Below are 16,147 nucleotides of genomic sequence, written 5' to 3'. Positions count from 1 at the left end.
TGGCAGAGACGATCAGCCAGCGATGGCGGTGCTGGGTTTTAGTCGTCTGAGCGGGTACATCGGGCTTTGACATAGACAGCTTCTCCGTAGACATAGGTCACTGCAATATTACGGTCATCGCCGAGCATGGTCAGTGCAAAAAATGCATCTTCAATATTTTTGGCTCTGCTTTGGCGTAACTGCTGTAAAGCGGTGGCATTTAGATCCAGCACCACAAAGTCCGCCTCCTTGCCGATATTAAAGTTCCCCAAACGATCGTCCAGACTTAAGGCTTTAGCACCGCCTAAGGTGGCATGATACAAGGCTTCAAAAGCAGAGAGTTTTTCTCCCTGCAATTGCTGCACTTTGTAGGCTTCATTTAAGGTCTGTAACTGGTTAAACGAGGTGCCTGCCCCGATGTCGGTACCCAGACCGACTTTCACCTGCTTGTCCCATGCTTTTTTTAAAGGGAATAAACCACTGCCCAGAAACAGGTTTGAGGTCGGACAAAAAGCAATCGCTGAATTGGTCTGCTGCATGCAATCCCACTCCTGCTCTTCCAGATGTACACAATGTGCAAATACTGATTTTGCACCGGTTAAACCATAGTGATGATAGACATCCAGGTAGCCTTTACGTTCCGGAAATAACTCTTTGACCCAGGCAATTTCATTTTTATTTTCACTTAAATGGGTATGTACATAGACATCTGGATATTCGGCTTTGAGCTGACCTGCTTTTTCAAGTTGTTCATTGGTGGACGTCGGGGCAAAGCGAGGGGTAATGGCATACAGGTTACGGCCCTGCCCATGCCATTTCTCAATCAGCGCTTTAGAATCGGTATAAGCGCTTTCTGCCGTATCCGTCAGCGCTTCCGGTGCATGTCGGTCCATCAAGACTTTACCGGCGATCAGACGCATATTTCTGCGACTCGCCGCTGTAAACAAAGCATCTACTGATTCAGGATGTACGGTACAGAAGACCAGTGCCGTGGTGGTACCATTTTTAAGCAATTCCTGCACAAAAAAATCGGCGATTTTTTCGCTATAGGCTGTATCTGCAAACTGGATTTCTGTTGGAAAGGTATAGGTATTTAACCATTCCAGCAGTTGTTCGCCATAGGCCCCGACCATCTCGGTTTGCGGGAAATGAATATGGGTATCGATCAATCCCGGCACAATCAGCTGTTCAGGATAATGGGCGACTTGGATATTTTCAGCTAGATGTTTCTGCCCTTCATCCCAGCTGCCAAACCATTGAATCTTGCCATCTTGCATGATGATCAGACCATCTTCTACATAGCGCACCTGGTCATCAATCTCATGTGCCTGGGCAACTGTATGCTGGATATCAAGGAAACGACCGCGGACTGCCGTTGTTGCAATCTGAGAAGACATGTTAAAACCTGTGCTTTTAATTTTTTCAATAGATTGTAACCCACTTCAGTGGATTTATAACGTGATCATGCTGACTTCATTTGCCTGAGTTAAGTCGAAGCTGTGGTAAGGCAGTCGAGCAATAAAAAAAGTCCGCTCATGATTGAACGGACTTTTTTGACGCTAAAGATGATCGTCTATACAGTTATTAGAGCGTGGTTTGGTTATGTTTTTTACTGTGGCGAATCGACAGGATCGCCGTGATCGTCAAGACAATCACAATAAAGCTCAGTGAAATCCAGATTGGCATATGGAATACATCCAGCATCAGCATTTTAAAGCCGATAAAGACCAGAATAATCCCGAGACCATAAGGCAGATAATGCATTTTTGATGCGGCACCCGATAACAGGAAGAACATCGCGCGCAGACCCAAAATCGCCATCAGGTTAGCAGTCAGTACAATGAAGGGATCGGTGGTCACAGCGAAAATTGCCGGAATAGAATCGACCGCAAAGATCACATCCGAGGCTTCGACCAGAATCAAAACCAGGAATAACGGCGTTGCCCACAGTAAACCATCTTTACGGATAAAGAATTTGTCACCTTCAAGTTGCGGTGTAATCCGCATACGTTTACGCAGCCATTTCAGAATCGCCATATCTTCAATATTGCTTTCTTCTTCATCCTGACCACGCAGGAATTTAAAGCCGGTATACACCAGGAAGGCACCGAAGATATATAAAATCCATGAGAATTCCTGAACGAACCAGGCGCCAATAAAAATAAAGATGGTTCTGAGGACAATCGCACCGAGTACACCGTAGAGCAGCAATTTACGTTGTAGCACGGGTGGAATGGCGAAAGCAGCGAAGATCATCAGCCAGACAAAGACGTTATCAATTGCCAGGGATTTTTCCAGCAGATAACCGGCGAAGTATTCCATGACCTTGGCATTGGCAATTGCAGTACCTGCGGTCTGCTCCAGATAGAGCCATAAACCGCCACCAAATAAAGTCGCGATACTGACCCAGGCAATACTCCAGTAGGCCGCAGTCCGGACTTTGACCTCCTGGCCATGCTGATGTTTAAAGCCGACGAAATCGATGATCAGCATGACTGCGACAATCGCGAAAAAGACAAGATACAGCCACAGCGTACCAATTGTTTCCATGTGAATTCTCCACATCTGACAATCGGCCATAAAAAAACCTTGACCTGTTGTCAGATGAAAAACATCTATACCAACATGATCAAGGTCTTGCCTACATCTCACTGTTACACTTCTTATTAAAAGTGTCGCAGTGAGATGCTCAGATACCGACTTTTTGCAAAGTGTAATGACGATATTCTGACACGTTGAACAATCTGAACCACAATTGCTAAACGTTTGGAGGAGGCTACTCCCCTTGTTCAAACGAAATTCTGTTTGAGCAAATGCTCAATATGCAGAAGCATGACAGATTTTTATTAAGACTACAATTTCATTTACAAAAATGCATGATTCAAGCTATTTTTTGAGCAATAAAATCCGGACGGCGAATTAAATATAACGTGATGAGAAAACCCAGACTGGCCAAGATGGCCCCGAGCCAGCCAATACTGTGCAAGCCGATCTGTGCCGTTGCGATCCCACCGAGTAAAGCGCCAGCACCAATTCCAATATTATACAGGCCAGAATAAATCGCCATGGCCACGTCGGTGGCATCGGAGGCCAGATTTAAGGTCTTGGCTTGTAAGGCCAGACTGAAACCAATAATACTGACGCCCCAGAGTAAAGCCAGGGTATTTAACTGCAAGACATTGCTGGACAACGGCAGCAATAATAGCAACGAGATAGCCAGTCCAAGTGTGAACAGTGGAATAGTAAGTTTGGGAAAATGTGGTGCAAAACGGCCAAATAGATAAGAGCCGATTAAACCTGCCCCACCATAGACCAGCAATAAAGTCGTGGTCTGTACAGAACTGAGCTGGGCAATATTCAGTGAAAATGGCTCGATATAACTATAGGCGGTGAATTGTGCACTAATTACAATGACCGTCAGGGCAAATACCAGCATCAGGCTTGGACGTTTTAACAAGGTTTTCAAGCTGCTGAGTGAACCTGAATTGACACTCGGTAATAAGGGCAAGGTTTTGGCCAGTAGCAGGCAGACCACGCTGGCGACGATGGCAATCAAGGCAAAACTATTGCGCCAGCCATAGGCCTCCCCGATCATGCGACCAAAGGGAATTCCCAGAACCATGGCCATGGCAGTACCTGTGGCCAATAAACCCAAGGCTTGAAATTCTTTGCCTGCTGGTGCGACACGTACTGCAAGCGAAGCGGTAATTGACCAAAACAGCGCGTGCGCTACTGCAATCCCGATCCGGCTAAATACCAGAACACTGAAACTCCAGGCAAAATAAGACAGCACATGACTGGAAATGAAGACCGCAAATAAAACCATCAACAAGAAACGTCGTTCAATGTTTTTGGTCAGTAGCATCATCGGTAAAGACAATAAAGCCACGACCCAGGCATAAATGGTCAGCATCAACCCGACCTGAGTCGCCGACATGTCAAAACTTGCACCAATATCACTGAGTAAGGCCACGGGAATAAATTCGGTGGTGTTGAAAATAAAGGCGGCACTGGCTAACGCAATTACGCAGATCCATTGACGTCTTACCGAGGAGCTAAAAGAAGGGCTGGACATAAATATCTGGCTTAAACAACAGACAGGCAGTTTAAACCTGTTCATTGCACGGTGATATCAGGAAAGAGCACAGATTCACAATCGTTTAAAGAAATCGAACAATATGCGACTGAAAAATATGTCAGTCTGGATTAAAAATACGGAGTTTAGAGGATGTTGATTGAGCATCAGCAACAAGGCAGTCAAGGTCAATGGTTTGTCGAGCCAAATGAAAAGCGTCTGGCCGAAATGAGCTATTTCTGGAAAGATGAGGATCGACTGGTGATTGAACATACCTGGGTCGATGACAGTTTGCGTGGACAGCATGTCGGACATTATCTGGTCGAAGCAGCGGTCAAGTTTGCCCGTGAGCAAGGGGTCAAGATTATTCCGGAATGCCCTTTTGCTCAATCGGTATTTGAGCGTGATCCTAATTTCAGCGATGTGTTAAGCAGTTAAAAATGAAAATAAAGGTGGAGATCTATGCAGATTCAATATCAAGATTCAAAACGCGGTGGTGTATTTTTTATGGAAGATCAAGGTCGACGTCTGGCCGAGATTACCTATCAATGGCGGGAAGCCTCGGTGATTATTGCAGATCATACCTGGGTCGATCATTCCTTGCGTGGTCAGGGCGTTGCCCGAAAAATGCTGGATGTGCTGGTCGATTTTGCCCGTGAAAAAAGTTTAACCATCATTCCGCAATGTTCCTATGTGGATGTGATGTTTAAGCGTGACCAAAGTTTATCTGATGTCGCGGCCTCTTCTACTTAATCATTTAGATCGATTTGCCAAGAGCAAAACGGCCTAATGAGCTTTCAATACAAGCTGATAAGTAGTGCGGTGATATGCCCTATTTTTCACTCCAGCTACAAATAAAAAAAGTCCGCCAAGCGGACTTTTTACTTTCCCGCATTAATTGAGTTCGATCATCACTTTCAAGGCCTTTTCATCGGCTGCATGCTTGAACACATCATAAGCTTTTTCAAATTCATTAAATTTAAAGTGATGGGTCGCCAGTTTTTCCAGCGGTAATTTACCGGAACAGCAGGTTTTGAGCAGCATAGCAGTGGTATTGGCATTGACCAGTCCGGTGGTGATGGTCAGGTTTTTAATCCAGAGTTTATTCAGTTCAAAATTAACTGATTTGCCATGTACGCCGACATTGGCAATATGTCCACCCTCTTTGACTACATGCTGGCAGATATTCCAGGTCGCCTCCAGACCAACCGCTTCAATGGCACAATCGACCCCTCGCCCATCCGTCAGCTCCAGCACACGTTGTATGGCATCTTCTTTCGCGGAGTTAATGCTATGCGTCGCTCCCACTGTTTTGGCGAACTCGAGTCGGTTGTCATCGACATCGACCATGATGATGTTGGCCGGTGAATAGAATTGAGCGGTCAGCAGGCAGCTCATGCCGATCGGGCCGGCACCGACAATCACCACATTATCTCCGGGTTTGACATCGCCATATTGCACACCAATTTCATGTGATGTCGGCAAGATATCCGACAGGAACACAGCGACATCTTCATTTAACCCTTCAGGTAAATGATAAAGAGAAGTATCCGCAAACGGCGTGCGTACATATTCGGCATGAGTACCATCAATCATATAGCCCATGATCCAGCCGCCTTCATTGCGACAATGTGCATACAGCTGTTTCTGACAGTTTTCACAGGTTCCACAGCGGCTGACACAGGAAATAATCACCCGGTCGCCTTTTTTGAAGTTTTGAACGGCAGAACCGACTTCTTCTACAATACCAATGCCTTCATGACCTAAAATACGGCCATTAAAACTGCCCTGTTTGCGTGTGGCTTGCTGTTCAATTTCCGGGTTTTTACCTTTCCAGATCCCGAGGTCTGTACCACAAATAGTGACTTTAGTGAGTTTGATAACCGCATCGCTGGGATGCAAAATAGTGGGAATGGGACGGTCTTCAAACCGGATGTCGTTTTTGCCGTAATAGACCATGGCTTTCATTGTTGTCATGACACATCTCCTGAAGGAGTGAGGAATGAGAATGACCTGATTCTGATCTGGCTGTCAGGTCTATAAATACCTGTGTTCTTCTCGATTGTGCCTTGAGTGATGTGCTGCTGCAATCTATCTCGCGTTCAGATTGCAACAAAACATCATGCGTAATGGCTGATGAGTGATCGGCATTTTAGGCCAATTTGACATCATGCAATGCAAAGGTCAAAACAGCCATTCTCTCTTGATTGCTAAAACAACTGCCCTGAAAAAGAGAAGCCCGCATCGCGGGCTTCTTTTTTCACATACTTATCCACGCATCTATTTTATGCGTTTAAAGCACTGATCAATTTCTGATGTAAACCACCAAAACCGCCATTTGACATAATCACTACGGCATCGCCCTCACCTGCCTCTGCTACCACGGTCTGAATGATGTCATCCAGTGTGCGTGCAATTTTGGCTTTATTTGGCGCAGCATTAATTATCGGTTGCAGATCCCAGTCCAGTCCTTCCGGTTGATACCAGATTACTGCATCGGCCAGACGTGCTGAATGAGCCAGACCCTCTTTATGACTGCCCATACGCATGGTATTGGAGCGTGGTTCAATAATTGCCCAGAGTTTGCGTTCACCCAGTCGTTTGCGCGCGCCCTCCAAGGTCGTATCAATCGCTGTGGGATGATGGGCGAAATCATCATAAACCTCAATACCACGGACTGTGCCTAATAGTTCCATACGGCGTTTTACCCCACCGAAATTAGATAAAGCTTCACAGGCGGTTTCAATGGAGACGCCGACATGCTCGGCAGCGGCAATCGTCGCGAGCGCATTGGCCACCGAATGCTGTCCGGTCATGCTCCACTGCACTTCACCTTTCACCACACCGTGTTGCAAGACTTTAAAGTGAGAACCATCTGTCGATAACTGTTCGGCATACAGTTCAGATTTTTCATTGGCATCCAGACTGGTGCGCACCACCGGTGTCCAGCAACCCTGCTCTAGTACTTCATCGATATTGCTTTCGGTAATCGGCGCAATGATTCGGCCTTCGCTTGGAATAGTACGAACTAAATGATGGAACTGTTTTTGAATTGCAGCCAGATCATCAAAGATATCAGCATGGTCAAATTCAAGGTTATTTAAAATCGCCGTTTTTGGATGGTAATGCACAAACTTGGAACGCTTGTCGAAGAAAGCCGAATCGTATTCATCCGCCTCGACACAGAAATATTTGCCGCCACCGAGACGTGCACTCTCACTAAAACCCAGTGGCACACCACCAATCAGGAAGCCTGGCTCTAAACCGGCTTGATCCAGCACCCAGGCCAGCATGGTTGTGGTGGTGGTTTTGCCATGTGTACCCGCAACCCCCAATACATGTTTGCCTTGCAGAACATGATCTGCCAGGAACTGTGGGCCTGAAATATAAGGCAAGCCTTCATTCAGCATATATTCTACTGCATCAATACCACGCTTCATGGCATTGCCGACAATGATCAGGTCCGGATGTGGCTGCAAGTGACTACGCTCATAACCCTGCATCAAGCTGATGCCTGCATTTTCAAGTTGGGTCGACATCGGTGGATAGACGTTCAAATCTGAACCTGTCACCTTGTGGCCCAGATCGCGTGCAAGGAGCGCCAGCGATCCCATAAAAGTGCCACAAATACCCAAAATATGCAGATGCATCTACTTCACTCCGTTCCTGTCTGACCCATCACCTTATATTGGTGCGGTTATCATGATTTATTCAATTTGCAAGCAACGATAGCAAGGCTTACACGGAAAAGATAGTCAAAGTTCAAGCATTGCTGCGGGAATTTTTAAATCCTGTTTCACGGATAAATTCAGAGAAAATTTCAAATTTAGAGAATATCTTTTTGCAAAATAAATCGTAGAATAAACCCGATCTTTTTGCAGAGTACATGCCGATGTTACCGGCTTTATTTCTTCTGGTGATTGCCAATTGCTTTATGACCTTGGCATGGTATGGGCATTTAAAATTTTTACCGCATGATGCGCCGTTGTGGCAGGCAATTTTATTCAGCTGGATGATTGCCCTGTTTGAATATAGCCTGATGATTCCGGCCACCCGATTACTGGCACAGCAGGGACTGGCCGTGGGGCAAATGAAAATCACTCAGGAAGTGGTGACCTTGCTGGTCTTTGTGCCTTTTATGATTTTCATGTTTAAGCAGCCCTTTAAACTGGATTATCTCTGGGCAGCCTTGTGTCTGTGCGGATGTGTGTATTTTGTCTTCAGAACTTCCTGATCGAAAGCTTTGCAGACTACAGGCCTATTTTTATTCCAGTTTTTAATATTCTGCCAAAAAAATAAGAAAAATCGAACCTTGCTTTGACCGTTAAATTTTATGAAGCCGAAAAATCAGTCTATAATAGGCAACTCCTATTAAAGCTTGGCTCTCTCGTCGAGATTTATTTTTTGTTACTTTAATCTCTGGAAAATTTGCAATGAATGCGGCTGCTGCACAAGATGCTCCTCTAGTAGGAATTATCATGGGTTCTCAATCAGATTGGGCAACTCTCGAACATACTGCCAACATGCTGAAGCAGCTTGGTGTCCCATTTGAAGCTGAAGTTGTTTCTGCACACCGTACTCCTGACCGTTTGTTTGAATATGCTGAACAGGCCCGTGATCGTGGCATTCAGGTAATTATTGCCGGTGCTGGTGGTGCTGCGCATTTGCCGGGTATGTGTGCGGCAAAGACCGATCTTCCGGTGTTGGGTGTGCCAGTCAAATCATCGATTTTAAACGGTGTTGATTCATTGCTTTCAATCGTACAAATGCCAGCTGGTATTGCGGTGGGTACGCTTGCAATTGGCCCTGCCGGTGCAACCAATGCCGCGATTATGGCAGCGCAGATTTTAGGTCTGACCCGCCCTGACATCGCGAAAAATGTTGCAGATTTCCGTGCAGCACAAACAGACAAAGTGGCAAGCAATAACATTCCTGGTCAAAACTAAAGCCAAGCTTCATACGGGACAGACATCATGGATAAAACCATCGGTATTTTTGGCGGCGGTCAGCTCGGGCGCATGATGGCGCAAGCGGCATTGCCATTGAATATTCAATGTACTTTCTTTGAAGCAAGTACGGATTGCCCTTCTGCGACACTCGGTCAAGTGATTTCCAGCAAGGCCGAAAATGGTCTACAGGATTTTATTGACAGTGCTGATGTATTCAGTCTGGAATTTGAAAATACCCCGCTTGCAGATGTGGATGTGCTGGTGAAAAATAAAGACCTGCATCCACCACGCCAAGCCTTGGCAATTGCACAGCATCGTCTGTCTGAAAAAGCCCTGTTTGATACGCTCGACATTCCTGTTGCGCCGTATAAAGCAGTGACTGCACTTGAAGGTTTACAGGCTGCTGTGGCTGAACTGGGCTTACCAATCGTATTAAAAACCTCTCGCGGTGGTTACGATGGTAAGGGTCAATTTGTCCTGCGGAGTGCTGATCAAATTGAGCAGGCTTGGGCGGAACTTGGCCCTGCCGGTGAACTGATTGCAGAAAGCTTTGTGACCTTCTCACGTGAAGTGTCGATCATTGCGGTACGTGGTCAAAATGGTGATGTAAAAACCTGGCCCCTGGCTGAAAATCATCATCACAATGGCATTCTGTCGCACTCGATTGTGCCTGCACCGAACAGTGCAGACTTGCAGCCGGTCGCACAGGACTACATCACTCGCTTACTCAATCATCTGAACTATGTGGGCGTCTTGACCCTTGAGCTGTTTGTGACAGACAAAGGCTTATATGCAAACGAGATGGCACCACGTGTGCATAACTCAGGGCACTGGTCGATTGAAGGTGCAGTCTGCTCACAGTTCGAAAACCATATTCGTGCGGTGGCCGGTCTGCCACTGGGTTCAACGGAAGTGATTCGTCCAAGCGTACTGGTGAATATCATCGGACAGCATCCAAAATCTGCAGATGTTCTGGCTTTAGAAGGTGCGCATTTGCATCTGTATAACAAGTCAGAGCGTGAAGGTCGTAAGATTGGTCACATTACCCTGATGCCAACCGACAGTACTCAGCTGACGACTTTATGCCGTCAACTGGCGAAGATTTTACCGAATCCACTGGCATTGAGCGAAGATATGACCATTTAAGCGCTATCTTGCTGATAAAAAAAGCGATCACTTCGGTGGTCGCTTTTTTATTTCTCCAGATTCAGGCATGATTGCGCCTCTTCGAAAATGCCTGCCATTTATCGGATCATGATATTTTTCAATTGATTGTAAAATAAACAATTGCGTATACATAAAAGAGTCTAAATGAAGATTCACAGACCACAGAGAAATACTTTGAATTTAAAATATTAAATTTAAAACAGTCTTTGAATTTAAAGTTTAAATGAATTCAAAATATGAATTTAAATTCAAACCGCTACTTTGAATTCAAAGTTTAAATTTAAAAATAAACCAAGCCACCCTGTTTTTAATTCACAAAATAAAACCTTGATAAATATCTGATTAATCCTGTTTATGTTAAGTTATCCACAAAGAAGGTTTTGAATTTAAAGGTTGTTTCCTGGATTTTAAATTTAAATTCAAACAGCGCCGCTGCTTTTGAATTTAAAAACAAGTTGTGGATAAGTTATTTAAATTTAAAACTACAAAATGAATTCAAAAGTGCAGAAATTATGAATTTAAATTTACCTATTTGAGCTTTAATTTTTAGATTGAGCTGCTATGTTAGGAACATAATTCAAAATCTAAATATTCAAGGGTCTTATGCAACGTTTTGCGCTTGTGGTTGGTTCTTTATTCTTGGCTGTTTCTCAGGCAAATGCCGAGCTGATTATTAATGGTCAGCGTGTCGACACGACTACTTTGCCTTCAGCGGCCAGCAGCCCGTCAAATTTCCCTGCCCAGAATAATTTTCAAAACTGTTTGGCGAATTTACGTAGTCAGGCTGTAGCAAAAGGTGTTAGTGCAGGCAGCTATGACCGTTATACGCAAAATTTAACGCCTGATTATTCCGTAATTGAACGTTTAAATTATCAACCGGAATTTTCTACCCCGATTTGGGACTATTTGTCTGGTTTGGTCGATGAAGAGCGGGTTCAGCTCGGCCGGCAAAAATTACAGCAACATCGCGAAGTCTTAAATCGTGTTTCCGCAGCCTATGGCGTGCCTGCAGAAACGATTGTCGCGGTATGGGGTGTAGAAAGTAATTTTGGTGATATTTCCGGTCGCTATCCTTTATTGCAGGCTCTGGGAACATTGAGCTGTGAAGGGCGACGCCAGAGTTATTTCCGTGGTGAGTTTTTTACCACGATGAAACTGTTACAGCGCGGTGATGTACGAGAGGATCAGCTGAAAGGTTCATGGGCTGGAGCTTTTGGTCATACCCAGTTTATGCCATCGACCTATGATGAGCTTGCGGTCGATTTTGATGGCGATGGCCGCCGTGATCTGGTTTCGAGTATTCCGGATGCTTTGGCATCAACCGCCAACTTTTTAAGCAAGCGTGGTTGGCAGACCGGACAGCCTTGGGGTTTTGAAGTAAAAATCCCGCAAGGCATGTCAATCTCAAATGAAGGCCGTCGCAATAAAAAATCACTGAATAGCTGGATTAGCCGTGGTGTAGTGCGTGCCGATGGTTCCCCTTTAATTCAAGGGAATTTATCAGCGTCTTCTCAAGCTGGCTTGCTTGCGCCTGCCGGCCCGAATGGCCCGGTGTTCCTGGTCTTTAGAAACTTTGATGCCATTTATAGCTATAATGCAGCAGAAAGTTATGCCTTGGCGATTGCGCATTTATCTGATCGTTTACAGGGTAAAGGGAGCTTCAGCACATCTTGGCCAACCGATGACGCGGGTACTTCGCGTTCAGAACGTCGCGAGATTCAGCAATTTTTACTGAATAAAGGTTATGACATTGGTGTTGTGGATGGCTTGATTGGTGATAAATCTCGCCAAGCGATTCGTCAGGAGCAAATTCGTTTGGGTTTGAATCCGACTGGGCGAGCAGGTCAGCAAATTCTTGCTGCATTACGAGCTGAAAATGCCCAAAAAATCATGAAATAGAATAAGAAAAAGGTCTGTAATTGCAGACCTTTTTTCATGTTTGGACTGTGTTTTTAATATTTAAACAGCTGTAATGGTTCCTAAAACACGATAACCTTTAGCACCTGTCACTGTTGGTAGGTTGCCACTTAATTGGTTCATAAAACGCATTGCGAGCCACGCAAATGCAGTTGCTTCCACCCAGGTTGGGCTCAAGCCTAAATCTGCTGTGGTTTGTACACTCCACTCATGTTTACGTAGCCGCCAGCGTAGTTGCTCGAGTAAATGTGAGTTATACGCACCACCGCCGCAAACATAGACTTCTCCAGTTGGCATTTCGGAGCGATAAATGGCTTTTTTAATGGCACGTGTGGTGAGTTTCATTAAGGTTGCTTGAACATTTTCGGGAACGTCTTCGAGTTCATCATATTCGAGGCTGCTACGCCAATCCGCAATTTGTTCATCAAGCCATTCTAAATTGAAGTCCTCACGCCCTGTGCTTTTTGGTGGTTCTTTTGAAAAGAACTCATGTTCTTGCAGGCGGTCTAGTAGGCTGCGAATTGGTGTGCCATAGGCTGCCCAATTACCATTTTCATCATAAGGTTGCCCTGTGTAGCGTTCACACCAAGCATCCATCAAAATGTTGGCAGGACCTGTATCGAAGCCGTAGACATCTTCAGGTTTGCCTGCGGGTAGGAGACTAACGTTGGCAATCCCACCTAAATTAAGAATGACCCGATGAATCGATTCGTGTTGGAAAATATCTTGGTGGAATGCTGGCACTAAAGGTGCACCTTGACCACCAGCGGCTAAGTCGCGACGACGGAAATCTGAAATCACAGGAATTTTTGTGATTTCAGTAATAATATTGGGGTCGCCAATTTGTAAGGTAAAGTTGTGTTCAGGGCGATGGCGAATGGTTTGCCCATGTGAGCCAATCGCTTTAATCTGCGTCTTATCTAAGTTGTTTTTTTCAATCAGTGCATTAATGCCATGACCAATCATTTCGGCAAGTGCAACATCTGCTTTACCCATGCGATCAATTTCATTGTCATCAGGCAAAGTCAGTGCCATGAGTTCATCACGAAGGTCGGGATCGAATGGAAGGGTTAGGGTGGCATGAAGCTGTAAGGGATCAAAAGAAGCAGCAACAATGTCGACACCATCCATGCTTGTGCCGGTCATTACCCCAATATAGATCGCTGTCATGATGATTCTTAAGCCTGCAATGTGCTGAAAAAGTGTTAGTATATCGCACAAATTGTATAACTGATCTATTTGGATTTTGTGATGTCAAATTTCCTGCCGGCTGAAGAACAACTTGCCCTCATCCAACGAGGCACCCACGAAATTATTTCTGAAGAAGATCTTCTGAAGAAATTAAAGCTGAATCGCCCATTAAAAATTAAAGCGGGTTTTGACCCTACAGCACCTGATTTGCACTTAGGTCATACGGTTTTAATTAATAAATTAAAAGTTTTCCAAGACTTAGGTCATGAAGTTTACTTCTTGATTGGTGATTACACCGCAATGATTGGTGACCCAACAGGTAAAAGTGCAACACGTCCACCGTTGTCGCGTGAACAAGTATTAGCAAATGCAAAAACCTATCAAGAACAAGTCTTTAAAATTCTTGATCCAAACAAAACCAAAGTTGTATTCAACTCTGAATGGTTTGCGCAAAAAACAGCAGCTGATTTGATTCAATTGGCTTCACAGCAAACTGTAGCACGTATGTTGGAACGTGATGATTTTACAAAACGTTATAATAATCAACAGCCGATTGCGATTCACGAATTCTTGTATCCATTGGTTCAAGGTTATGACTCAGTTGCACTTGAAGCAGATGTTGAAATGGGTGGTACAGACCAAACTTTCAACTTGTTGATGGGGCGTACGCTGCAAGGTCGTTATGATCAAGAAGCACAGGTATGTATTACTGTACCGATTCTTGAAGGTTTAGATGGCGTGAATAAAATGTCTAAGTCTTTGGGTAATTATATTGGTGTGTTTGATGCACCAGGTGCAATGTACCAAAAAGTCCTTTCCATGCCGGACTCATTGATTGAGCGTTATTTCGAGCTTTTGAGCTTTAAATCAATTGAAGAAATTAATGTTCTGCTAAAAGAAATCGAAGATGGTCGTAACCCACAAGAAGTGAAGAAAATTCTTGCACTTGAATTGGTTGAGCGTTTCCACGGTCAAGAAGCTGCTGAAAATGCACATAAAGGTGCAGGCAATATTATTACTGAAGGTGAATTACCCGAAGGTACACCTGAAGTGACTATTTCATTGTCGGAATTTGGTGGTGAGATCTTTATTACTTCAATTTTGCGTGAAGCGGGTTTGACGAAGAATGCGGCCCAAGCCAAAGATGCTTTAGGTCGTGGCGCGGTGAAAGTGGATTGGCACACTGTAGATAGTTCTTATTCGGTCAAGGAAAATCTGACCTTGATCGTTCAGGCCAGCAAAAAAGCGATTGCGAAAGTTACTTTCACCGATTAAAAAATTGATAAGTTATTGAAATAAAAGCAGGCTTCGGTCTGCTTTTTTATTGATGTCCTATATTCATAAAGCAAATAAGCAACTTCAAAAAAAACCCTATAAAAACAAGAGTTAAATTTTCCCAAATTGCTTGCTTTTCGGGTTTATTATCTATAGGATTTATTCATCTAGAGAATTGGTTCAAAGCATCTAGAGGGTGATAATAAGACAACTCCACAATTTATAAGGTCTCTTCCCCAAGAGACTCTTTTTTAAGCTTTAAAGTGAATAACTATAATAATGACATAATGGATCGGGTAAAGATTCAATTCTAAGGAGGAGATTTTGGGAGAGATCTCTTCCTTTTTTATTTGTAGCGATTTCATTCTGAACCTTTAAAACCGCAGGTATTATTTTCTTGGAGGACATTCCACCTAGAATTCATCCTCTAATTAAGTGTTGTTTTGCTAGCTAAAGGGTGGCTGACTATATTGGTTCGCAAAAGACAGCACAATATAAAAAGAAAGCAGAGATGATTCGATGTATCGCTATCCAACAGAAGATATTTTTGATGAAGACATTGATTGTATTTTAAGTTTCTTATTTGAATATCAGTCTGCCGAACAAAAACAGCAACGTTATATCCCTGTCTATAACTTATTTATGCAGCTTGATCTGGCTGCGAATTACTATCTATTTTCCCTGATTGAAGAGCGTTTACCGCGACGTGCAAAACTATTCTTTGTTGCTGAAGACTATCAGGGCAAAAAAGACATAATTATAGAAGTCATGCAATACTGGCTTGGGCAGCGCAAGCAGGAAAAGTAACTGAATAGAATTAACCTGCTGATATGTTCTATCTCTATATAGATAAGCAAGCTTGTGCGGCCTTATAGCCAAACACCAAAATCATTGAATACTGCTCTATAGCCTAAGATACCTATACGCTTTTATAAGAAGTTTCACTGAAAAAGTGCGAATGAACTACCAAGCCAAAAGGAAAGAATCGTTGGTTTCGCTAATATGTCATGATTTGGTTTTGTTTCTGGGGGTTGAACCAGATAAAAGCATTATTTAAAGATAAAAAGTAAAAAATCACTACTCTAACTATTATTTTGATCGCTTTTAAGTCTAATTAAATTTTGGCTTATAAAAATAAAATGATGTGTTTAGTGTATTTTTTGCATAAAAACGCTTAAAAATTAGATAAAAAAGCGATTTTTTAGGATTTTTTGTAGAAAAAAAAGACATACGTGAAAAATATAGTGAATTGGGGGTTGCAATGATTCTGAAATCCTCTAGAATGCACCCATACCGACGAGATAGACGGAAACGAACGAAGCAGATTGCTGAGTTGTTAAGTATATCGAAGTCCAGCTTCTGGCACTGACGAGGTGTTGGAAAGATCATTAAGAGCTTATGAAGAACAACTTGTGTGGATTTTTACTGGTTGATCGATCGAAATTATTTTCATTGATTGATGGTAAGAATGACTCGAAGTTTATTTGAGAAATATTTGTCAGAAAATTGATGAGCCAAGATTGGTGTCCTTTAGGCACTACTGATTTTAAACTGAAGAGTTTGATCATGGCTCAGATTGAACGCTGGCGGCAGG

General features: G+C 43.7%; 14 protein-coding genes. 8 read left to right on the top strand and 6 right to left on the bottom strand.

The window, feature by feature from the left end:
* Nucleotides 1-38: 38 nt before the first annotated feature.
* The 3 genes from guaD to FTV29_RS13530 all read right to left on the bottom strand — a co-directional run bounded on the left by guaD (nucleotide 39) and on the right by FTV29_RS13530 (nucleotide 4,054).
* The gene (gene guaD, locus FTV29_RS13540; RefSeq protein WP_180072799.1) at nucleotides 39-1,376 is read right to left on the bottom strand and encodes a guanine deaminase; all 1,338 of its coding nucleotides are present in this window, start codon (nucleotides 1,374-1,376) and stop codon (nucleotides 39-41) included.
* Between the two features lie 187 nt (nucleotides 1,377-1,563).
* The gene (locus FTV29_RS13535; protein WP_005173479.1) at nucleotides 1,564-2,529 is read right to left on the bottom strand and encodes a TerC family protein; all 966 of its coding nucleotides are present in this window, start codon (nucleotides 2,527-2,529) and stop codon (nucleotides 1,564-1,566) included.
* A gap of 331 nt (nucleotides 2,530-2,860) precedes the next feature.
* Nucleotides 2,861-4,054, bottom strand: a complete 1,194-nt coding sequence (locus FTV29_RS13530) for a sugar transporter (protein WP_005173477.1) — start codon at nucleotides 4,052-4,054, stop codon at nucleotides 2,861-2,863.
* A gap of 153 nt (nucleotides 4,055-4,207) precedes the next feature.
* Between FTV29_RS13530 and FTV29_RS13525 the strand changes: the two genes are divergently transcribed.
* Nucleotides 4,208-4,492, top strand: a complete 285-nt coding sequence (locus FTV29_RS13525) for a GNAT family N-acetyltransferase (protein ID WP_005173474.1) — start codon at nucleotides 4,208-4,210, stop codon at nucleotides 4,490-4,492.
* A 24-nt stretch (nucleotides 4,493-4,516) separates the two neighbouring features.
* Nucleotides 4,517-4,807 (top strand): GNAT family N-acetyltransferase, encoded by a 291-nt coding sequence (locus tag FTV29_RS13520; protein ID WP_100329856.1) that lies wholly within the window; start codon nucleotides 4,517-4,519, stop codon nucleotides 4,805-4,807.
* Nucleotides 4,808-4,948: 141 nt separating this feature from the next.
* On the opposite strand, the gene FTV29_RS13515 is transcribed toward FTV29_RS13520, so the two are convergent.
* Nucleotides 4,949-6,031, bottom strand: a complete 1,083-nt coding sequence (locus tag FTV29_RS13515) for a zinc-dependent alcohol dehydrogenase family protein (protein ID WP_100329855.1) — start codon at nucleotides 6,029-6,031, stop codon at nucleotides 4,949-4,951.
* Nucleotides 6,032-6,339: 308 nt separating this feature from the next.
* Nucleotides 6,340-7,704: a UDP-N-acetylmuramate:L-alanyl-gamma-D-glutamyl-meso-diaminopimelate ligase gene (gene mpl / locus FTV29_RS13510; protein WP_005173468.1), complete on the bottom strand. Its 1,365-nt coding sequence runs from the start codon at nucleotides 7,702-7,704 to the stop codon at nucleotides 6,340-6,342.
* Nucleotides 7,705-7,946: 242 nt separating this feature from the next.
* On the opposite strand from mpl, the gene FTV29_RS13505 reads away from it, so the two are divergent.
* The 4 genes from FTV29_RS13505 to FTV29_RS13490 all read left to right on the top strand — a co-directional run bounded on the left by FTV29_RS13505 (nucleotide 7,947) and on the right by FTV29_RS13490 (nucleotide 12,069).
* A complete protein-coding gene (locus FTV29_RS13505; RefSeq protein ID WP_005173466.1) occupies nucleotides 7,947-8,288 on the top strand; it encodes a DMT family protein in 342 nt (113 codons plus the stop codon).
* A 199-nt stretch (nucleotides 8,289-8,487) separates the two neighbouring features.
* Nucleotides 8,488-9,000, top strand: coding sequence for a 5-(carboxyamino)imidazole ribonucleotide mutase (gene purE / locus FTV29_RS13500; protein ID WP_005173464.1), 513 nt, complete (start codon nucleotides 8,488-8,490; stop codon nucleotides 8,998-9,000).
* Nucleotides 9,001-9,027: 27 nt separating this feature from the next.
* Nucleotides 9,028-10,149 carry a 5-(carboxyamino)imidazole ribonucleotide synthase gene (locus FTV29_RS13495; protein WP_005173460.1) on the top strand — a complete coding sequence of 374 codons (1,122 nt, stop codon included), beginning with the start codon at nucleotides 9,028-9,030 and terminating at the stop codon, nucleotides 10,147-10,149.
* Between the two features lie 624 nt (nucleotides 10,150-10,773).
* The gene (locus FTV29_RS13490) at nucleotides 10,774-12,069 is read left to right on the top strand and encodes a lytic murein transglycosylase (RefSeq protein WP_218945111.1); all 1,296 of its coding nucleotides are present in this window, start codon (nucleotides 10,774-10,776) and stop codon (nucleotides 12,067-12,069) included.
* A 60-nt stretch (nucleotides 12,070-12,129) separates the two neighbouring features.
* Here FTV29_RS13490 and FTV29_RS13485 read toward each other — a convergent pair whose 3' ends face one another.
* Nucleotides 12,130-13,257 carry an anhydro-N-acetylmuramic acid kinase gene (locus FTV29_RS13485; protein WP_180072805.1) on the bottom strand — a complete coding sequence of 376 codons (1,128 nt, stop codon included), beginning with the start codon at nucleotides 13,255-13,257 and terminating at the stop codon, nucleotides 12,130-12,132.
* Between the two features lie 63 nt (nucleotides 13,258-13,320).
* Between FTV29_RS13485 and tyrS the strand changes: the two genes are divergently transcribed.
* Nucleotides 13,321-14,553, top strand: coding sequence for a tyrosine--tRNA ligase (gene tyrS / locus FTV29_RS13480; RefSeq protein WP_180072812.1), 1,233 nt, complete (start codon nucleotides 13,321-13,323; stop codon nucleotides 14,551-14,553).
* A 519-nt stretch (nucleotides 14,554-15,072) separates the two neighbouring features.
* Complete coding sequence (locus FTV29_RS13475; protein WP_180072807.1) at nucleotides 15,073-15,360, top strand: hypothetical protein; 288 nt, start codon at nucleotides 15,073-15,075, stop codon at nucleotides 15,358-15,360.
* Nucleotides 15,361-16,147 lie beyond the last annotated feature (787 nt).

This window comes from Acinetobacter sp. YH12254 (assembly GCF_013417415.1).
GTDB lineage: Bacteria > Pseudomonadota > Gammaproteobacteria > Pseudomonadales > Moraxellaceae > Acinetobacter > Acinetobacter pseudolwoffii.
Note: the sequence above shows the minus strand (reverse complement) of the source record. Positions and strands in the feature narration are given on the sequence as shown.